This is a genomic window from Candidatus Thiothrix sulfatifontis (genome assembly GCA_022828425.1).
GTDB classification, from domain to species: domain Bacteria; phylum Pseudomonadota; class Gammaproteobacteria; order Thiotrichales; family Thiotrichaceae; genus Thiothrix; species Thiothrix sulfatifontis.
The window spans coordinates 2,439,659-2,458,951 of record CP094685.1; the positions used below are offsets into that span (position 1 = coordinate 2,439,659).

At 53.2% G+C, this 19,293-nt stretch carries 17 protein-coding genes; 2 read left to right on the forward strand and 15 right to left on the reverse strand.

Translation table 11 applies throughout. The features are described 5' to 3' along the window. Positions 1–3: 3 nt before the first annotated feature. The 7 genes from modA to L3K52_12240 form a co-directional block, all read right to left on the reverse strand. Entirely contained in the window at positions 4–777 is a 774-nt protein-coding gene (gene modA / locus L3K52_12210) for a molybdate ABC transporter substrate-binding protein (protein ID UOG90959.1), read from the reverse strand. Positions 778–820: 43 nt separating this feature from the next. Further along, positions 821–1,621 carry a TOBE domain-containing protein gene (locus L3K52_12215; GenBank protein UOG90960.1) on the reverse strand — a complete coding sequence of 267 codons (801 nt, stop codon included), beginning with the start codon at positions 1,619–1,621 and terminating at the stop codon, positions 821–823. An 8-nt stretch (positions 1,622–1,629) separates the two neighbouring features. Beyond that, positions 1,630–2,478 carry a ModD protein gene (gene modD, locus L3K52_12220; GenBank protein UOG90961.1) on the reverse strand — a complete coding sequence of 283 codons (849 nt, stop codon included), beginning with the start codon at positions 2,476–2,478 and terminating at the stop codon, positions 1,630–1,632. Next, on the reverse strand, positions 2,475–2,912 hold the full coding sequence (locus tag L3K52_12225; protein UOG90962.1) for a hypothetical protein: 438 nt from the start codon (positions 2,910–2,912) through the stop codon (positions 2,475–2,477). The genes modD and L3K52_12225 overlap by 4 nt, the downstream gene beginning before the upstream one ends. A 237-nt stretch (positions 2,913–3,149) precedes the next feature. Continuing rightward, entirely contained in the window at positions 3,150–4,406 is a 1,257-nt protein-coding gene (locus L3K52_12230; protein ID UOG90963.1) for a molybdopterin molybdotransferase MoeA, read from the reverse strand. Beyond that, positions 4,403–4,861, reverse strand: coding sequence for a hypothetical protein (locus L3K52_12235; GenBank protein ID UOG90964.1), 459 nt, complete (start codon positions 4,859–4,861; stop codon positions 4,403–4,405). The genes L3K52_12230 and L3K52_12235 overlap by 4 nt, the downstream gene beginning before the upstream one ends. Before the next feature lie 40 nt (positions 4,862–4,901). Next, positions 4,902–5,252: a LysR family transcriptional regulator gene (locus tag L3K52_12240; protein ID UOG90965.1), complete on the reverse strand. Its 351-nt coding sequence runs from the start codon at positions 5,250–5,252 to the stop codon at positions 4,902–4,904. 92 nt (positions 5,253–5,344) lie between these two features. Between L3K52_12240 and L3K52_12245 the strand changes: the two genes are divergently transcribed. Continuing rightward, positions 5,345–6,307 (forward strand): PDC sensor domain-containing protein, encoded by a 963-nt coding sequence (locus tag L3K52_12245; GenBank protein ID UOG90966.1) that lies wholly within the window; start codon positions 5,345–5,347, stop codon positions 6,305–6,307. Here L3K52_12245 and atzF read toward each other — a convergent pair whose 3' ends face one another. The 8 genes from atzF to L3K52_12285 form a co-directional block, all read right to left on the reverse strand. Next, positions 6,308–8,110, reverse strand: a complete 1,803-nt coding sequence (gene atzF, locus L3K52_12250; GenBank protein ID UOG90967.1) for an allophanate hydrolase — start codon at positions 8,108–8,110, stop codon at positions 6,308–6,310. 1 nt (position 8,111) lies between these two features. After that, positions 8,112–11,756 (reverse strand): urea carboxylase, encoded by a 3,645-nt coding sequence (gene uca, locus L3K52_12255; GenBank protein ID UOG90968.1) that lies wholly within the window; start codon positions 11,754–11,756, stop codon positions 8,112–8,114. 18 nt (positions 11,757–11,774) lie between these two features. Continuing rightward, a complete protein-coding gene (locus L3K52_12260) occupies positions 11,775–12,413 on the reverse strand; it encodes an urea carboxylase-associated family protein (GenBank protein UOG90969.1) in 639 nt (212 codons plus the stop codon). Positions 12,414–12,423: 10 nt separating this feature from the next. Continuing rightward, positions 12,424–13,179, reverse strand: coding sequence for an urea carboxylase-associated family protein (locus L3K52_12265; GenBank protein UOG90970.1), 756 nt, complete (start codon positions 13,177–13,179; stop codon positions 12,424–12,426). Continuing rightward, entirely contained in the window at positions 13,172–13,945 is a 774-nt protein-coding gene (locus tag L3K52_12270; GenBank protein ID UOG90971.1) for an ABC transporter ATP-binding protein, read from the reverse strand. The genes L3K52_12265 and L3K52_12270 overlap by 8 nt, the downstream gene beginning before the upstream one ends. Next, on the reverse strand, positions 13,942–14,763 hold the full coding sequence (locus L3K52_12275) for an ABC transporter permease (GenBank protein UOG90972.1): 822 nt from the start codon (positions 14,761–14,763) through the stop codon (positions 13,942–13,944). The genes L3K52_12270 and L3K52_12275 overlap by 4 nt, the downstream gene beginning before the upstream one ends. A 24-nt stretch (positions 14,764–14,787) precedes the next feature. Next, a complete protein-coding gene (locus L3K52_12280) occupies positions 14,788–15,852 on the reverse strand; it encodes a putative urea ABC transporter substrate-binding protein (protein UOG90973.1) in 1,065 nt (354 codons plus the stop codon). Positions 15,853–16,193: 341 nt separating this feature from the next. Further along, complete coding sequence (locus tag L3K52_12285; GenBank protein UOG90974.1) at positions 16,194–16,976, reverse strand: ankyrin repeat domain-containing protein; 783 nt, start codon at positions 16,974–16,976, stop codon at positions 16,194–16,196. 190 nt (positions 16,977–17,166) lie between these two features. Between L3K52_12285 and L3K52_12290 the strand changes: the two genes are divergently transcribed. Next, positions 17,167–19,290: an AAA family ATPase gene (locus L3K52_12290; GenBank protein ID UOG90975.1), complete on the forward strand. Its 2,124-nt coding sequence runs from the start codon at positions 17,167–17,169 to the stop codon at positions 19,288–19,290. Positions 19,291–19,293: the final 3 nt, after the last annotated feature.

Here is a 19,293-nt window from a genome sequence, read left to right on the forward strand (position 1 = left end):
GGTTTATTTCACCTCGTCTTTTTTCGGTAAGGCGTAACCATAGCTGGTCATGATCGCCTGTGCATCATCCCCTTTGAGGAATTCCAGCAGGGCTTTGGCAGCGGCGCTATCCTTGCCTTTGCTTAACAGGACAGCATCTTGCGACAAGGGTTTGTACATTTCCTGTGGCACAACCCAAGCAGAACCGGACTTGAGTTTGTTGGCTTTGGATACCTGTGACAGGGCAACAAAACCCAGTTCCGCATTGCCAGTGGAAACGAAATCATACGTCTGGGTAATGTTTTCGCCCGTCACCAGTTTAGGCGTGATGGCAGCAGTCAGCCCCAGCTTTTCCATCACCGCCATGCCCGCTTCACCGTAAGGGGCCGTTTTGGGGTTGGCAATCGCCAGATGCTGGAATTCGCCCTTTTTTAGCACGTCACCCTTGTCGTCCACATAGCCTTCCTTGCTACTCCACACGACCAGCGTGCCGAAAGCATAGGTGAACTGGCTATCAGCTTCTGCCATTTTGGCTTCAACCAGCTTTTTCGGGGTCTTGCTGTCGGCGGAAATGAATACTTCAAACGGTGCGCCGTTTTCGATCTGGGCGTACAGCTTGCCCGTTGCACCTGCGGAGATTTTCAATTCATGCCCGCTGGCAGCTTTGAATTTTTCCGCAATGGCTTCCAGCGGCTTGGTGAAGTTGGAAGCAACGGCGACTTGCACTTCATCCGCCCACGCACTGGCAGTGCTGCAAGCGATAACGGCGGTAAGCAGAGTTTGTTTGAACAGTTTCATGGTGAGTTCCTTAAATGGCTAGTGAGGGAAAATCCGTTGGTTATTAGTTGGATACAGCAAGGATAATGTGCGATGCCTTGATCAGGGCACTGGCTTTGTCCCCGACTTTCAGCTCCATATCCTGCACGCTGTCGTTGGTAATAATCGCGGTGACGGTTTTGCCACCGGGTAATTCAATGATGACTTCGGCATTGACCGCGCCTTCCTGCAAGCTGACGATCGTGCCGCGCAAATGGTTGCGGGCGCTGGTTTTGATCTTGCCATCGTCTTTGGTGAGGATCACCCACGGGGCTTTGACCAGCGCGTAGGCTTGCACGCCGGGCGCAAGGCCAAGGTGCTCAACACTGTTATGGGTAATAACGGCAACGAGTTCGTCACCGCCGCCGATGTCGAGGATAACTTCGGAATTGACCGGCCCGTTGGTTACGTGGGTAACAGTGCCTAAGAATTGGTTACGGCTGCTAGTTTGCATATCGAATCTCCTGATCAGTTGAAAATATTGCTCGAAATTGTCCGCCACCTGCCCTAATTGGGAGAGGATGCGGGCGTGTTCTTTTTCCATGTGGCGGTAAACCATCACCATGCGCCGCCCGTAAGCCGTCAGGTTGGTTCCGCCGCCGTGTTGTCCGCCAGCTTGCCGCTCGACCACGGGTTCTTCTGACAGGTTGTTGACCATTAACACCGCTTCCCACGCGGCTTTGTAGCTCATGCCCATCGCTTTGGAAGCGGCGGAGATCGAGCCAGTGGCATCAATGCGTTCCAGTAATTCCAGATAGTCCCAGCGTCGCCCGTGGCGCAGTGGGGTTGCCATCAGTTGTTGCATTTGCATGGTGATGGTTTTCATACAGCCTCCTAGTTGATTTTCTGGATGTCGGCCTTGATGTCGGCGGGTTTGCCGAAATACAAGGATGAAGTCACCAGCATGTCCACGCCCGTGGCGGCGTAGGCTGCGGCGTTGTCCAGATGGATACCGCCCGCAATCGCCACTTTGACTTGTGGGCAAGCGGTTTTAATGGCAGCCGTTACACGCCGGGTTTCTTCAATGTCCAATTTGTCCAGTTGAACCATGTCAACCCCTGCTTGAGCCAGTTTGAGGGCGGTATCGTGAGTGTGTGCTTCCGCCACCACCATTTTTTCGCCCAGACGCGCTTTCAGGATGCTGACCTGAGACAGGAAAGTGTCGAAGTCCGCCATGAAGCGGATATGTTCATCAAACACCAGTACGGTTTCAGACAAGCCCAGTCGATGTGGCAATGCACCACCACTGAGGATGGCTTTGAGTGTCATTTTCTTTGCCCAAGGGGTACTTTTGCGGGTCGTCACCACTGAAACGTGGGGCGCAACCTGCTGAACCCGTTCCACCATTTTATGGGTACGGGTGGCAATGCCAGAGGCGTATTCCAGCAGGTTAAGCGCAACCCGCCATGCCGCGTGGATGGCTTGCGCACTGCCTTGGGCTTCCATCACCACCGTCCCGGCGGGAACAACACTGCCCGAAGGCAATAGACTGAGGGTGAACAAGCCAAGTTTCTGGAAGATGCGCAGTGCTTCTTCGGTGCAACAAATGACCGTTGGCTCGCGGGTGATATAACGGATGCTTCCCTTTGCTGCGCCAATGCCGGTGACGTGCGTGGTCAAATCCAGAAACGGCACGTCTTCGCGGATGAGGTGGTCTAGTTCGTCGTCACTGAAATACATCATGAGCAAATATTCCTTTGGTTGCTGGAGAACAGGCAAAACCCACGGATTTTGCCCGGTGCATGAGCGACTACTCCCGACAATAAAATAATCAGGATAAACAACAGACTGCTCCATTCCGGCAGTATTCCAGCAAAGTAAAGCATGACAAGTTTAAGCAGGATGGCTTGCCCCTTGACTTGCAATAACCATACGGCACTTGACCATACGTTAATCAACATCAACAGTCCGCCGGATAATAGTGTCACCAACCAGAACAGCTCATACTGTTCACTGGGCAGGTGGAACAGGAATCCGCCCCCTAGCCCAACGATGCCAACCAGATGGATGCTACGCAGACCAATATCAAACCAGCGTTGCCCCCTGAATTGTCGCGCTATGGCCGGAAACAAAATTTGCCGCCAGCCCGTTGTCAGAGAGCCTGCCTCTTGATTCATGCTGTCATTACTCCTCTAACACGAAAGCTGATGGATGAAAAAGGGTTATAACCTGTTACTGCATAACGCTAGATAACAGACACCCGTCATCTGTTCCATAACGAATTAGCAAAACCCGTGCCATTAAATAAAAACAATATAATCAATTATTTATAAAAATTCGATCCTGTCGTGTTTACTACAATTCCACCTATCCTGTCGGTTTTGCTACGTTATGTTGTAGGAGTACATAACCAATCACATCAGCCCCTCGAACGGGATAATCGTGACCGCTGTTCCCGCTTCCACATTGCCCCACTCAAGCGGCAAGACAATAAAACAGTTGGCTTGGCTCATGGAACGCAACACATGCGAACCTTGGTTGCCCGTGGTGCGGACGTGCCATTGCCCGCTGCTGTCACGCTCACAAATGCCGCGTTGGTAATCTTTGCGCCCCGGTTCTTTTTTCAGTGGCGTATCGCAAATAGCGGTGTATTCCGGCACGAGTGACACGGTTTCCCCGCGCAAAGCGAGAATGGCAGGGCGCACGAACAGCAGGAAGGTCGCCATTACCAACACGGGATTCCCCGGCAAGCCGAAGAACAGGCAATTGCCCAATGTGCCAAATGCCAGCGGTTTGCCCGGTTTGAAGGCGATTTTCCAGAAATTGACTTGCCCCATGCTTTTCAGAGTGTCGGTGACATAATCCGCTTCGCCAACAGATACGCCACCACTGGTGATAAAGACATCTGCCATATCGCGTGCATGGCGGAAAACCATTTCCACGGATTCGCGTGTATCGCGCACCACACCCAGATTGAACATTTCCACATCCAGCTTTTGCAGCAAGGTGTGGAGGATATAGCGGTTACTATCGTAAATATCGCCGGGTTGCAGGGTATCACCAAGGATTTTGAGTTCGTCGCCCGTGGAGCAGAACGCCACGCGCAGATGGCGGATCACCGCAACATTGGCAATCCCTTGGGAAGCCAGCAAGCCAATGTCAGCGGCATTCAGTTTATGCCTGGCAACCAGCAGCAGATCACCAACCTTGCTGTCTTCCCCGGCATGGCGGACGTTTTCACCGACAGAGAGCTTGCCAGAAACGTGGATGGCATGATCTTCACACTGCACATTTTCCTGCATGACCACAGTATCTGCGCCAGCGGGCAAAACCGCGCCTGTCATGATGCGTACACATTCGCCCGCCTGCACCACACCAGCAAAGGGACGACCCGCGAAAGAGCTACCGAAAATCTTCAACCACGCGCCTTCCGCAAGATCGGCATGGCGCAGGGCATAACCATCCATCGCGGAATTGGTATGGGGCGGGACATTCATCTGCGCATAGACGGGCTGGGCAAGCATACGTCCACCCGCTTGCAGCAACGCTACCGTTTCAGTGTCATGCAGTGGCGTAATGCTTTCCAGTATCCGTGCTTGCGCTTGTTCAACACTGAGTGTGCCTTGCGGCATGGTGTCACAGGAAATGGCTGGTTTCAGGGTGTTACTCATGCACTGACTCCGGGCATGGGTAGTAAGGGTTTCAGGGCAATGAAGCCGCCTTGCACCGAAAACGTTTTGGGATAGCCAAGTTCGCGCAGCAATTTGGTGGCACAAACACTGCGTTTGCCGCTGTTGCACACGATCAGGAAGGTACAATCCCAGCTTTGTTTGAGGGTGTTGATGGCTTTGATGAACGAGCGGATGTCCAGATCGTTGGGTTCATCGGCATCGAGGATTTCCTGTTCATCTTCGCTGAGTTGGAAGCCAAAGAATTGCTTGACGTTGAAAAACGGGATATGGGTGGCGCGTGGAATTTCGCCCTTGATCTCCAGCTCAAACCCTTGGCGGATGTCGATCAGGCAAGCCAGCCCCAAACCATACATTTCCATCGTCGTGGTTGGCGTTACATCCATTGGCGCGGCGTTAACCGGGTTAATGGCAATGTTAATCAGTGGTGCATTCATTTCGCTATTCCTAAAAAAACATAACGAGTGGCAAAAAATTTTACAGGGTCAGGGATTCGGAACGTTTTGCCAGAAAAGCGTCAAAATCAGCGCGGACAGCATGGTAAAGCGCAATGGCTTTTTCGCCCGTTTCGGTCAAACGTGCACCGCCGCCACCTTTCCCGCCCGTGGCACTGCTGACCAGCGGCGTGTGGCTGTATGTGTTCATTGAATTGACGAGTGCCCATGCTTGGCGGTAGGACATTTCGATCGAACGCGCCGCTGCGCTGATTGAGCCGTGTTCGCGGATACGTTCCAGCAAGGCAACACGGCCTTGACCGAGAAATGTTCCTTGGGGACTTTCGATCCAAAAGCGTCCGCGTAGGTGGTAGATGTTGGGTACTGTATTCATGGTTTCGTTATGTATCATAAAACATAACGGCAATGCAATGGCATGGATATTGCTGCAACTGCACAAAATAACCTGAGAAAGGGAGCTAAGCTATGTCCGAAATGAGCTACATCCAGATCATCGAGCATTACCACCAACACACCGCCTCGATCAACGAGCTGATGGGGTCTATCCTCAGCGGCATCAACGACGAAACCTTGTTTCAAGATGAGGCTCGCCAACAGAAAGCCATTGATTGCCTTATGGAAAGTTACCCGTTTGTGGACTTGCTCTACACCCTCGACCCCAGCGGGCAGCAACTCAGCCACAATGTCGCCCCCGGCAACACCTTGGCTGATCAGCAAGGTGGCGTGGGCAAAGACCGCAGCCATCGCCCGTATTTTCTGCAAGCCAAAGACAGCCGTGCCACCATCGTTACTGCACCGTATTTGTCGGTTGCCAGCCGCAGTTTGTGCATTTCAGCGGCGGTGGAGGTGCGTTCTGCCACCGATGTATTGCTGGGTTACATCGTGCTGGACATTGATTTGTCACGCACCATCGAATTTTTGATGGGCGATTCGCAGCGGCGTAAGTTCAGTGTGCTGTTTAAGAGCATCTACGCCGCGATTGCGCTGGGCTTGTTCAGCGTGGTCGGGCTGCTGTTCTATTTTTCGCTGGAAGAATTGTGGTCAGTATTCATACCGGAAACAGGCGAACACGAGCTGCATTACACCAAGCCATTCGGGATTATTGTTTACCTGACGCTGGCACTGGCAATTTTCGACCTCGCCAAAACCACGCTGGAAGAGGAAGTGTTGATGCACAAGGACATTTTCCGCCACAGCTCCACCCGCCGCACCATTACGCGCTTTATGTCGGCTATCCTGATTGCGGTGTCGATTGAGGCATTGCTGCTGATGTTTAAATCGGTGCTGGGCGACGGGCACATGTTGGCAGGCGCGGTGGAAATGATGTTTTCGGCAGCAGGTTTGCTGGTCGCGCTGGGTGTGTATGTGTTCTTGGGCGCAAAGGCGGAAAAGGCGATGGTGGAATTGCGCCAGAATAAGCTGGATTAATCAGCCAGCCGCCATATACGCCCGCCAGCCCCCCAATTGCGTAATATCGGTCGCACTTGCCAGCGCATACGGCTCGCAAATAAACCCGCTGTACCAGCGCCCATCAGCCAGTTCCACCTTGCCTATCCCCAGCGGTGCGGGGATACCCGCCACAAACGAGCCGAATTGCGCGGTGGGCAAACGCCAGATTTCCACCTCAATCGCCCTGCCATCCGCTTCATCCCTGACCATGCCGGGGCGGAATGGCGGGCCACCTGCCAAGGCATACAGGCGGTAACAGGCCGCGCTGTACGTTTTCGCCACCAACTCGCCACCGCGCTCGGTCAACTGCCAGTTCAGCGGCAAACCTTGCAAGTGTGCGCCACAAACCACCACCTCAACCCGGTCATCGACACCCGCCACAGGCGCGGTTGAAGCTGGCAATGCCAGACCCGTTGCCCCCAAGGGCAGTTGCAAAGCTTGCTGCCAACAATTGGCAAGACTTAGCAAGCGGTTGTCGCTAAACGCCCGCGCAAACAAGGTCACGCCAAACGGCAAACCGTTTTCCATAAAGCCCGCAGGCAGCGCCACCGCTGCACAATCCAGCAAATTCATGAAATTGGTGTAATACCCCAGATGGCTGTTGAGGCGGATCGGGTCGGCTTCCACTTCAGCAATGGTGTACAGCGTTCCGGCAGTCGGCGTCAGCAGGCAATCGAAATGCGCCAGAATCGGCGTCACCTGCTGGATGTAGGCTTGCAACTGGTATTGCGCCCCGAATAGGTCTTCCGCCTTCGCATCGACCTGACCAGCCAAAATCTCACGGATGACAGGCAACATTGCCGCAGGATCAACGTCTGCGGTAGCAATACGCCGTTCCGCCACCCACGGGCCTTCATACAGCAGCTTTGCCGCTTGCAGGAAAGGGGTAAAATCCAGCCGCTGGCATTCGCCGCCCAGATTTTTCAATTGCTCCACCGCCGCCGCAAAACAGGCTTGCGCACTGGCATTGCCAAAGAATTGCAATTGCTCTGCCAACGGAACGGCAAAACGGAACGTGGGTTTGGCAGGCACACCGTAATTGCGCCGATTGCTATCCACATTCTGGCGGGCATAGGCATCTTGTGCATCAAACTGGGTAGCCAGCCCCAACACTTGCGCCGCATCATCGGTGGTGGTGGCAAAAATACTCACACAATCCAGACTGCGGCAGGCTGGCACAACCCCGCGCGTACTCAGCAAACCCTTGCTGGGTTTCAGCCCCACAATATTGTTGAATGCCGCAGGCACTCGCCCCGAACCGGCGGTATCCGTCCCCAAGGCAAACGTTACCAGCCCCAACGCTACTGCCACCGCCGAACCAGAACTCGACCCGCCAGACAGGTAGTCCGGGTTGAAACTGTTGCGGCACGCCCCCCACGGCGAACGTACCCCCACCAAGCCAGTCGCAAACTGATCCAGATTGGTTTTCCCCAACGGAATCGCCCCCGCTTTTAGCAATTGCGCCACCACAAACGCATCCTCGGATGGCACGTAAGCAAACTCGGCGCACCCCGCCGTGGTCGGAATCGCGGCAAGGTCGATATTGTCCTTGATCACAAACGGCACGCCATACAAGGGCAAGGTATCCGGGCTATGCCCTGCCAGCGCCTCCAGATAAGGCTGAAGCTGCGCCCGGCTCAGGCGCGTGATCCAGATATTGTGCTCAGCATAGCTGTCACAACGAAGCAGCAGTTCATCCAGCAATTGCGCAGGCGTTAATGTGCCGCTGCGATAAGCCGTATGCAGTGCCGGAATCGTCAGGTTGAGTGTCGGCATTGCCATATTATTGCACCTCCAGCACCAGTAAACGTTCGCCTGCCGCCACTTGCGCCCCGGCTTGGCGTTGCAGGGATAACACCACGCCATCGCAGGGTGCTTCCAGTTTAATTTCCATTTTCATCGCCTCCAGTATCAGCAAGGTATCGCCAGCCTTGACCGCCATTCCCGGCTCGACCAGCACTTGCCAGATGGAACAGGCCAGCGGGCTATCCACCGCAGTGTGGTGGTCATCGAGGGTTTCGCGTTCGGCTTCGGCGTTTCCGGCTTGCGATTCGCTTTCAAAATGGAATTGCCCGCTGTCGATCCAGTGCTGCAATTCGGTGTCAAACGCCGCCTGCCGTTGCGCAGTAAAAGTGGCAATGTCAGCGCGGTTTTGTTCCAGCAAGGCATTGTAGTCACGCAGGCTGAAGGTGGTTTCCTCAATGCGCAGCGGGTAACGGCCTTGCGGGAAATCTTGGCGGATTTGCTGCAATTCCTCGTGGCTGACCTCATAGAAACGGATTTGGTCGAAAAAGCGCAGCAACCAAGGCTGGGTAAACTCGCGGGGCTGGCGGTAACGGTTCCACATTTGCAAAGTACGCCCGACAAACTGGTAGCCTCCGGGGCCTTCCATGCCGTAGACGCACAGGTAAGAGCCGCCGATACCCACCGAATTTTCCGCTGTCCATGTGCGAGCCGGGTTGTATTTGGTCGTCACCAGCCGATGACGCGGGTCAAGTGGTGTGGCAACCGGCGCACCCAGATACACATCCCCCAAGCCCATCACCAGATAACTCGCCTCGAACACAATGCGCCTGACCTCCTCAATGGATGCCAGCCCATTGATACGGCGGATGAATTCGATATTGCTCGGACACCAGGGCGCATCCTTGCGCACCGACTGCTGGTATTTGGCAATGGCTTCACGGCAGGCAATGTCATCCCACGACAAGGGCAGATGCACGATACGGGCAGGCACTTGCATATCCTCAATGCCTTGCAGGGCTTGTTCCGCCTGCTCCAGCCATGCCAGCAACGCCTCAACGGACAAGGTTTGGCTATCGTAATGCACTTGCAGCGAACGGATGCCGGGGGTGAGTTCGCGCACACCTTCGATCTGCTGTTCCTGCAACCACAACATCAGCGCGTGGACACGGAAGCGCAGGTTGATGTCCAGCACCATTGCGCCGTATTCGACCAGCAGGTAGTGGTCGCCGCAGGGGCGGTAGGTGACAAGGGGAGTCCCCTCACCCCAACCCCTCTCCCTCAAGGGGAGAGGGGCTAAGAAAGAATCTTCTTTTGTTCCCCCTCGCCCCTTGAGGGACGACCCTGCAAGGGGCTGGGTGCGGGGGTGAGGGGGTGAGGGATTGAGTTGCAAAATCGCTTGCTGTTGCGCCCGCTCCAACGCTACCGCTTCTGCCAGCGACACCGGCACAAACCGCACCTTGTCGCCTGCGCGTAATTGCCCCAGTTTCCATAGGTCGGCGGTAATCACGGTGGCAGGGCAGACAAATCCGCCGAGGGAAGGCCCATCCGGCCCCAGAATCACTGGCATGTCGCCAGTAAAATCAATCGTGCCGACCGCGTAGGCATTGTCGTGCAGGTTGGACGGGTGCATCCCCGCTTCGCCGCCATCGGAACGCGCCCATTGCGGTTTGGGACCAATCAGGCGGATGCCGGTACGGCTGGAGTTGTAATGCACTTCCCAGTCGGTGGCAAAAAAGGTGTCGATGTCCCGTGCGGTGAAAAAATCCGGCGCACCGTGCGGGCCGTAGATCACCTTGATTTCCCAGTCATTGCTTATCTCTGGCAACAGGCTGGCGGGCAAGGTTGCAATTTCCGGCAACAGCCCCGGTAGTGTCGGCAGGTGCAATACATCACCGCTGCGCAATACCCGTCCGGCGTGTCCGCCAAATTGTCCCAGCGTGAAAGTGGCGCGTGACCCCAGATAGTGCGGGCATTGCACCCCGCCTTGCAGCAGCAAATACGCCCGCGTGCCAGAGGCTTGCACCTTGCCCAGTTTCAGGGTGCTGCCTGCGGCTACGGTGATGACTTGCCAGAATGGGATAGTAACGCCATCCAGCGTCGCTTCCATCTGCGCCCCCGCCAGCACCACGCGGGTAGCCGTGTTGAAGCGCAAGGTCGGGCCACTCAAGGTGATTTCCAGCCCCGCACACTCCGGCGCATTGCCCAGCAAACGGTTGCCGAGTAGGAATGACCAAGCGTCGAAAGGCCCCGAAGGTGGCACGCCAATATCCCAATACCCTTGCCGCCCCGGATAATCCTGCACACTGGTTTGTGTGCCGGGGGCAAGCACATCCACGCTGTGCGGCTGCCATGCCAGACTATTGAGGTAACGGGTGGTGATGTGTCCGGCACGGAAAGTGTCGGTTGCCAGCACTTGCCGCACGTAGGCGATATTGGTTTCAATGCCGTAAATCTCGGTGGCGGCGAGTGCAGCATCCAGTTGCTCACAGGCAGTCGCCCGATCCGGCGCGTAGCAGATAATCTTGGCGAGCATCGGGTCGAAAAACGGCGAAACCGTCATACCCGCTTCAATCCAGTGGTCAATGCGCAAACCCGCTGTCTGCGGAAATGCCACATGGCTGAGCAACCCGGCACAGGGCTGGAATTGCTTGTTGGGGTCTTCGGCATACACACGGGTCTGGATGGCGTGTCCGTTGGCGCGTAACGCTTCAGTCGGGAACACGAATTCGCCCGCGCCCAGTTGCAGCATCCAGCGCACAATGTCCACGCCATACACCTGTTCGGTGACACCGTGTTCCACCTGCAAGCGCGTGTTCACCTCCAGAAAGTAGAACGCAGCGGTTTGCTGGTCGTAGACATATTCCACCGTACCTGCGCTGCGGTATTGCACCGCGCTCATCAGCCGCACCGCTACGGCTTGCAATTCTTGACGCACCGCACCCGGCAAGTTGGGCGCTGGGGTTTCCTCAATCACCTTCTGGTTGCGGCGTTGCGCGGAACAGTCGCGTTCACCCAAAGCCAGCACTTGCCCCTGCCCATCGCCGAACACTTGCACTTCAATATGGCGGGCGTGGGTAATAAATTTTTCGAGGAATACGCCACTGTTGGCGAAATTGTTTGCCCCCAAACGCCGTACCGATTCATACGCGGCACTGAGTTCAGCAGCATTGTCACAGCGTTGCATCCCGATACCGCCGCCCCCGGCAGTGGATTTGAGCATTAGCGGGTAGCCAATGCTTTCGGCTGCGGCAAGGGCAGCGTCAAGCGAGTCGAGCAAATCCGAACCGGGCAGCAGCGGCACCTGATTGTGCAAGGCCAGTTCGCGGGCGCGGTGTTTCAGGCCAAACGCTTCCATTTGCGCCGGGGTTGGCCCCAGAAACACGATGCCTGCGGCTTCGCAGCGTTGCGCAAACGCGGTGTTTTCACTCAGGAAACCGTAACCCGGATGCACAGCCTGTGCGCCACTGGTAGCGATGATTTCCAGCAAACGCGGTTGGTTCAGATAGGTTTCCGCCGCCGAACCTTCGCCCAGTGACCAGGCTTCGTCAGCGTACTGGACATGCAGGGAATCGCGGTCGGCTTCGGCATACACCGCTACCGCCTTGACCCCCAGCGCACGCAGGGTACGGATAATACGCACGGCAATCGCGCCGCGATTGGCAATCAGGACTTTGTTGAACATGGCAGTCTTCCCGCTGGATTAATTCCAGATCAGCACGTCGATAGGGGTCGGGTTGTAGGCATTGCACGGGTTATTGAGCTGCGGGCAGTTGGAAATCAGCACAATCACGTCCATGTGCGCCCGCATTTCCACGTATTTGCCTGCATCCGAAATGCCATCGGCAAAGCTCAAACCCCCGTCAGGCGTGACCGGCACATTCATGAAAAAATTGATATTGTGGGTAATGTCGCGCTTGCTCATGCCGAATTCGGGGTGGGAAGCCACTGCCAGCATCCAGCTATCGCGGCAGGCGTGCATACACTTTTTTTCCAGCGCGTAACGCACGGTGTTGGATTCGGTGGCACACGCCCCACCCAAGGTATCGTGCCGCCCGCAGGTATCGGCGGTGATTTCCAGCATCACATTGCCAAGATTCGACAGCAAAGGCGTACCCGCCGTCAGGTACACATTGCCCTGTTCACGGATGGTATCCACCGCTGAATAACGCTCCGAGGGGTCAGCCGCGTTGTAAAACAGGGTATCGGCAGCCTGATTGCCTTCCCGATCGAGAATGCGCAGGGTTTGCCCCGCCTTGACCACCTGCATCCAGTAATCACCCGCCGGAACGGTTGCGCGGTAACTGGCAGTGGCTGCCTGTAACAGACTTTCCTTGATCATGCGTGCCTCCTCAACAGCAGCCGTGCGGGTGCTTGCCCTGCAAATGGTAGATGTGGTTGTTCTGGAATCCGCGCTGGTTTTCCGGGCGGAAGTTCATGCAGTAATCGTCCTCGGCGATGGGTGCAGCCGCATATAGCTGGTAAGCAACCGGCTTTTTGGGGTATTCCGCCGCCGGGTTCAGCGGGTGCGGGCAGGTGTGGAACAGCACTAGCGTATCCATTTCAAAGCGCAGTTCAACGCTATCGCCTGCCTGACTGTGATCGGGGATGAAATGCAGGTTGCCGTCATCATCCGGTGCAACCTTGCTGAACAGGTTGAGGTTGGCGGCCATGTCGCGGCGGTTGAGGCCGTATTTTGCCAGTTCCACCAGAAAGGCTTGTTCGCCGCTGATGGTCCAGTCATTGCGAAAATCCTGATAGGTTTTCACGCCCCATTTGCGTTGCAACGCGGCGGTACTCAGGTTGCCGCCGACGGTATCGTGCCAGCCGACGCTATCGGCAACGATGGAGCAAAAAATCCGCCCCATGTCGGAATACAGGCAATGCCCACGGGTCAGTTTGAAAGTGTGCTGGCATTTGAGGGTGTCCGGGGCATTGTAGCGTTCCAGCTTTTCCAGCGGGTTGTAGAACAACATGCCGACATTCGCGCCACCTTCCAGGTCAATCAGGCGCAGGCTGGTTCCCTGCCGTAGCAGCAATGACCAGTGTGCGCCACCGGGGATGCGGTCTTCATACAACAAGGTAGAGGGGGAAGAGGTTTCAGTCATGGTTGGCTCCCAGCGATTGTTGGATGGTGTGCAAGGTCGTCCGGTCGGTATGCCCAAGCGGAATGTCGTAGGTAATGGTGGCTCCAAAGCGGTTGGGGGCTTGCGGGTCGTGCCGCCGTTTGTCGAATACCCACAGGCGCGTGCCAAGGTAAAAGCCTTCCTTGAGGTCGTGGGTAATCATGAAAATGGTCAGGCCGGTCTGCCGCCAGATGGAGAGGATCAACTGGTGCATATCGGCACGGATACCGGGGTCGAGTGCGCCGAACGGTTCATCCAGCAACAGGATGCGCGGCTTTTTGATCAGGGCTTGGGCGAGAGCCAAGCGTTGCTGCATCCCACCGGACAATTCCGACGGGTATTTAAGCAAGGCTGCCCCCAAACCCACTGATTCCAGCATCGCCACTGCTTGCTCACGGATAGCGCGGCGGCGTTTGCCAAAGGTGCGCCCCCAGAACGGCGAGGCTGCCAGTTCCGCACCCAGCATGACGTTTTCCAACACATTCAAATGCGGAAACACCGAATAACGCTGGAACACAATGCCGCGATCCGCATTGGGTTCATCCGGCAAGGGCTTGCCATCCAGCAGCAACTCGCCACGGGTAGCGGTTTCCACCCCCAGCAACAGTTTCAGGAAGGTGGTTTTGCCACAGCCAGACGTGCCGACCACGGTAATGAACTCCCCGGCCTTGACCGTCAGACTGACATTTTCCAGCACCACATTGTCGCCGTACTCTTTCCACAAGTGGCGGGCTTCGATGACGTTCATGGTTTGCCTCCGTGGTAATACCAAGGGAAGCTGCGCCGGGTCAGCACCCGCAACAGGTAATCGGTGAGGAAGGCCAGCAAGGTAATCCACAACACATAGGGCAGGATCACATCCATCGACAGGTAGCGGCGCACCAGAAAAATCCGGTAGCCCAAGCCTTCAGTGGCAGCAATCGCTTCGGCAGCAATCAAAAACAGCCACGCCGAGCCCAGACTCAAGCGCACCGCATCCAGCAAGCGCGGCAATACTTGCGGCAAAATCACCCGCAAGATCAATTGCCAGCTACTCGCCCCCAGGGTTTGCGCCTTGATGAACTGTTCTTCCGGCAATTCCAGCACCCGTTGCTGCATGTCACGGATCAGGAAGGGCGCAATGCCAATCGTAATCAGCGCCACCTTGGAGACTTCCCCCAAACCGAACACAATGAACAGCACCGGCAAAATCGCCATTGGTGGAATCAGCGACAGCGCCATCACCAGCGGCGAAAGCCCTGCCCGAAACAGTGGAACCGCGCCATTGGCCACCCCAATTACCAGCCCCATCACGGCACTCAGCAATACACCCAGACCCAGCCGTTGCAAGCTGGCGAGGGTATCGACCCACAACAGGTAGTTGCCGCTGCGCTTGTCGGCTTCAAACGCCATGCTCCAGATCGCTTCGCCAATGCTGCTGAAAGCGGGCAACAGTTTGTCGTTCGGGTTGGCTGCCAGCCGCAGTTCCGATGCCCACACATAGGCGAGCAACAGCAAGGCAAAGGGTAAAATCCCCAGCAGCACCTGCGCGGCGCGGGATGGACGCTGGTTAATGAGTCTTTTCATGGCACGGTTCCCCTGTGCGTCTGCTTACAGGCTACTGTCTGCTGCCATTTTCATGTAGGTGCTATCAAAGCGCAGTTTGACATTGGCCTTGTCGCCGGTAATGTTGTCGCCACTGAACGCCATGCCCACTGTACCGGCATCTTTTGCCCCGCTGCCCAGCAAGCCGTGGTCAAACGAGAACTGGCTGACCAGTTGCATGGTCTTGGGCAGTTCCGCGCTGTCGGTGAAAGCCACCGCATCCGCTGGGGCGTAGAACATTTTGGTCGCGTCCAGTTGTGCCTTGTAGCCTGCCAAATCCGTGCCGGAGGCTTTCGCCATTGCTGTCAGCGCGGTTTCGTCGCCTTGTTTCATCAAGCCCATGATTTCATACCATGCACCGACCAAAGCTTTGCCGAGTTTGGGGTTGTCTTTGAGGGTATCGCTGTTGACCACCATCAGGTCGATGATTTCGCCGGGAATTTCGCTGGAATCGAACACCTTGCTGGTATCCGGCAGCGCGGCAATTTCAGACAGCAAGGGGTTCCAAGTCACCGCAGAAGTCACATCGCTGGAGCTGAAGGTGGCGACCATATCCGCATCCGAGGTATTGACCACGGTAATGTCTTTTTCCGACAAGCCGCTTTTTTCCAGACCGCGTGCCAACAGGTAGTGCGAAACCGAGAGTTCCACCAGATTGACTTTCTGCCCCTTGATGTCAGCCAGCTTCTTGTCTTTGCCCTTGAGGACTACCCCGTCGTTGCCATTGGAAAAGTCGCCCACAATCAGCGCAGTGGAATCGACCCCACCCGCCGCCGGAATGGTCAGCGCATCCATATTGGTCATGACACAGCCATCAAAGCCACCAGCGGTGTACTGGTTGATGGATTCGACGTAATCGTTGATTTGCACAATATCGACGCTGATGCCGTATTTGTCCGCCCATTTTTTCATGATGCCGGAACTGTCGGCGTAATCCCACGGCATCCAGCCTGCGTAGATCGACCAGGCAATTTTGAAGGAATCTTTGGTTTCAGCGTGGGCGTTGAGGCTGAACAGGAGGGCGGGTATGAGCAGCAAGGCGCTGAGTTTGTTACGGAAATGACCAGTCATCAGAGTATCTCCACAGTTTCGGTTCAAGATAAATACGGCACGCGAGAGTATCCATAACGATAACCTCCCGGGCTTTTATCCCGCCGTGTAACCTTGCTGTGAAGGTCGGTTGCTCTCGGACCAGCATCGCCAAGCTATTGCTTGCCAACCGGAACTCTAGCGACCTATTGCCAAATTGTCATGCGAGCGGCTCAATGATTAAGGTGACTGAATACTCTCGCGCATGGAAAAGACAATGCAAGTGTTGTGCCATGCGTGGAATGACCGTTTCTAAGGAATTTGCACGGATAAAATGAGGTTGGATGCACTATTGGCGTGAGTGCAGCGGGGTGTTTGCCCTGTCAGAGTGCAGCCCCCGCCGTTGTCAGGGTGGCATAACAGGGTTTCAGGTATTTGAGGATCGCCAAGGTCGCGGCAGAATCCAGCGCATTAAAACCGTCCAGTGTTTGCAGGGAAAGGTCAGCCCCGGCACTCACCAAGGTTTTGACTGCCTCCAGCCTGCCCGCCGAGGCGGCATAGATCAGGCAGCTTGCACCATTGACGTTCTGGTTATTGAGGTTTGCACCTTGCGCGGCTAGACGCTGGATAATCGTCGGGGCATTGCTGACGCAGGCAAACCACAAAGCAGCATTGCCGTCATCATTGCGGTGGTTGGGGTCAGCACCGGCCTGAAGCAGTTCTTCCACGATGTCTGCCCGCGCTTCATGGGCGGCAACCATCAAGGCCGACATACCGTTACCGACCCGGCTGTGCAGGTTATTCGCCTCAAACCCGAACTGGCTTAACCATGCAGCGGTGCTGGCTGACAGGTTCGCTTCCTGACGATCGCGGTAGCTTGCCCATGCCTGCCAGCCGCCTTCCAGATTGTAGACCTGGGTGTAACCGAAACCACCCAGCAAGCGGCACAAGTCGCGGCTGCTATTGCCGTGGTAGCAATAGACCAGCACCGGCTGCGCCTTGTTCCTGCCCCGGATCAGGCGGGCAATGTTCGCCTCGTCAGCGGGTTTGGCATTCGGCAAATGCCCTTGGGCAAAGCTGTGCGGGTCGCGGGTATCCAGTACTACCACGTCGGCTTGTTCCAGCAATTCAGGCACTTGCTCTGCCAATAGCGATTCATAACTCATGGTCAAACTTCTTCTTCCAACATTTACCCGATAATGGTGGGTTCCGTTGCAAGGTGTGTGCCATTTCTCAAAGCATTGATTTTCAAGTTACTTTAATCTTTAGAGTTGTTGGTTTTGCGACAAGTAAAATTTGTAACAACCGATATGCTGGGCTATACTATGAACAATAAATAGTCACTGATAGGCAAAAATGAGTATAAATTACTGGGTAATATCACCAAATGTACATAACGATGCTTCAGTGCAGCGGTGGAAAGATATAATTATTGAAAGACAAAATGCATATATTGGATTCGGGCCTGATGACTCAACAGGAAGTACTTTTTTCAACCAAGTAAAAGAAGGCGACATAATATTAGTGGCTCAGGGTGCTAATAGAAATAAGCACTGTTATTTATGTGGAATTGTTAATAGTTCTGCTATATCAGGAGAAGAAGAAGGAACACCTGGATATGCACAAAGGCGAGAATTAGTTTATACACTAAGTGAATCAGAAATTTCTTCATTAAAACTTAATTTTAATGGATGTGCTTATGGTGAAGCTGACAGAATACCAGCACTATATAAATTAAAGCCATGGGAAAATACCAATGATTTAAGAATTACCACTGCGTTGTTAGATGCCATCACCAAAAAAAGAGTTGAATTACTTATGAAAAATATAAAATTAAACACAGAGCGCCAAGATCAAATAAAATTCCTATGGAATAAGTTCAAATCAAAAATAAAAGAAGAAGATAAAAACCTCAAGGCAAAGGAAATAGATTCCCTTACTGAGCAATGGAATCTATATCGTGAGAAATTAATAAATGATACATTTATCTTAGACGACTATACCAATACTTTAAGTAACATCTCTCGATCAAACTCAATGCCTGGCGGTTATTTGTGTAATTTCCTAGAAAGAACCACAAGGACAGTTTTAGGATCATCAAAACCTGGCAATGCAGAAAATTTTGAAGTAAAACTCAACAACGACAATAGTACTTATTATATCAAGAGTGAAAAGAAAGAGAAGGCGAATAAACAAGATGCGGAAAACCATTTCAATAACAACATCAGGGAATTATTAAGATCAATCATATCTGAAAAAGACCCTTTGAAAAAAGTAAATATGGTAGAAGCATCGAGTTACAGTGCAAAGCAGATTCTTATGAAGCTGGCAGTATTAGATAACTTGAATGATTTTCTTTACATCTATTCTGAAACTATTTTAAACAATTTGTATGAGGAATTTATAGATGGAGAGGAAAGTAGCATTTTTTCAAAGAATCATCAAGTATGTACAGTACTCAAAAATCTTCTCAATATAGATAAAAATGACAAGAGCGAATTAATATTGCTGTCTAGTTTTTTGTGGCAATACTCAACTGCACAGGCAATAGCAGATGAAAATAACCCCAATGTTATTATGTACGGATCACCCGGAACAGGAAAGACTTATGCCGTAGTAAATAATCTTGATTTTGTTTGTCAGGGAGACAGTTCACGCTATGAAATACTTCAATTCCACCCTTCCTTTACCTATGAGGACTTTATAGAAGGCATTAAACCAAAAGGAGTATCAAAAGATGGAAATATTCGTTTTGAATTGGTAAACGGAATTTTTAAAAACTTTTGCATTAGAGCCAAAAACAATCCAAGAAAAACATATTATTTTGTAGTGGATGAAATTAATCGCGCCAACCTCTCGGCAGTTTTTGGAGAAACATTATCGTTGCTAGAAAAAGATTACAGGCACGATGTTTCTATAGAAAACAATTCAAAAAACCTTATCAAAACTCAATACTCTGCATTAATAAGTGAGCTTATTAAAGAAGATAGTAAATACAAAGACTTGGCATACTACTTAGAAAATGGTGAAGCAAAATTTGGCGTGCCGAATAATATATTTTTTATTGGCATGATGAATGATGTTGATAAGAGCATAGATGCTTTTGACTTAGCCCTTCGTAGAAGATTCAAATGGATAAGAAAAGACTGCGATTACGACGTTATTGAAGAAGAAACCAAATTCAAGAATAGCGAAGAGTTTAAAAACATAAATAATTACAGAATGGCTTGTGAACGGATGAATAATTATATTTCAACTGATTTAGGGCTGGGAAAATCTTATGAATTTGGACACTCATTCTTTATGAAGATGAAGAATATTGCAAAGCGAAAAGAAATTACTCCTAATAACATGGAGGTTCTTTTTAACTTACACTTACGACCAACGCTAAAAGAATACTTGAGGTCAGTATTTGCCGAGAGCGAGTTAGATAACAAGTTAATTGATTCACTTAGCATCTTTAAAAATTCTATAAAGTAAAAA

Bases quoted from the DNA above. Each gene is read 5' to 3' on its own strand.
- modA (UOG90959.1), bottom strand. From the start codon at position 777: ATGAAACTGTTCAAACAAACTCTGCTTACCGCCGTTATCGCTTGCAGC.
- L3K52_12215 (UOG90960.1), bottom strand. From the start codon at position 1,621: ATGAAAACCATCACCATGCAAATGCAACAACTGATGGCAACCCCACTG.
- modD (UOG90961.1), bottom strand. From the start codon at position 2,478: ATGATGTATTTCAGTGACGACGAACTAGACCACCTCATCCGCGAAGAC.
- L3K52_12225 (UOG90962.1), bottom strand. From the start codon at position 2,912: ATGAATCAAGAGGCAGGCTCTCTGACAACGGGCTGGCGGCAAATTTTG.
- L3K52_12230 (UOG90963.1), bottom strand. From the start codon at position 4,406: ATGAGTAACACCCTGAAACCAGCCATTTCCTGTGACACCATGCCGCAA.
- L3K52_12235 (UOG90964.1), bottom strand. From the start codon at position 4,861: ATGAATGCACCACTGATTAACATTGCCATTAACCCGGTTAACGCCGCG.
- L3K52_12240 (UOG90965.1), bottom strand. From the start codon at position 5,252: ATGAATACAGTACCCAACATCTACCACCTACGCGGACGCTTTTGGATC.
- L3K52_12245 (UOG90966.1), top strand. From the start codon at position 5,345: ATGTCCGAAATGAGCTACATCCAGATCATCGAGCATTACCACCAACAC.
- atzF (UOG90967.1), bottom strand. From the start codon at position 8,110: ATGGCAATGCCGACACTCAACCTGACGATTCCGGCACTGCATACGGCT.
- uca (UOG90968.1), bottom strand. From the start codon at position 11,756: ATGTTCAACAAAGTCCTGATTGCCAATCGCGGCGCGATTGCCGTGCGT.
- L3K52_12260 (UOG90969.1), bottom strand. From the start codon at position 12,413: ATGATCAAGGAAAGTCTGTTACAGGCAGCCACTGCCAGTTACCGCGCA.
- L3K52_12265 (UOG90970.1), bottom strand. From the start codon at position 13,179: ATGACTGAAACCTCTTCCCCCTCTACCTTGTTGTATGAAGACCGCATC.
- L3K52_12270 (UOG90971.1), bottom strand. From the start codon at position 13,945: ATGAACGTCATCGAAGCCCGCCACTTGTGGAAAGAGTACGGCGACAAT.
- L3K52_12275 (UOG90972.1), bottom strand. From the start codon at position 14,763: ATGAAAAGACTCATTAACCAGCGTCCATCCCGCGCCGCGCAGGTGCTG.
- L3K52_12280 (UOG90973.1), bottom strand. From the start codon at position 15,852: ATGACTGGTCATTTCCGTAACAAACTCAGCGCCTTGCTGCTCATACCC.
- L3K52_12285 (UOG90974.1), bottom strand. From the start codon at position 16,976: ATGAGTTATGAATCGCTATTGGCAGAGCAAGTGCCTGAATTGCTGGAA.
- L3K52_12290 (UOG90975.1), top strand. From the start codon at position 17,167: ATGAGTATAAATTACTGGGTAATATCACCAAATGTACATAACGATGCT.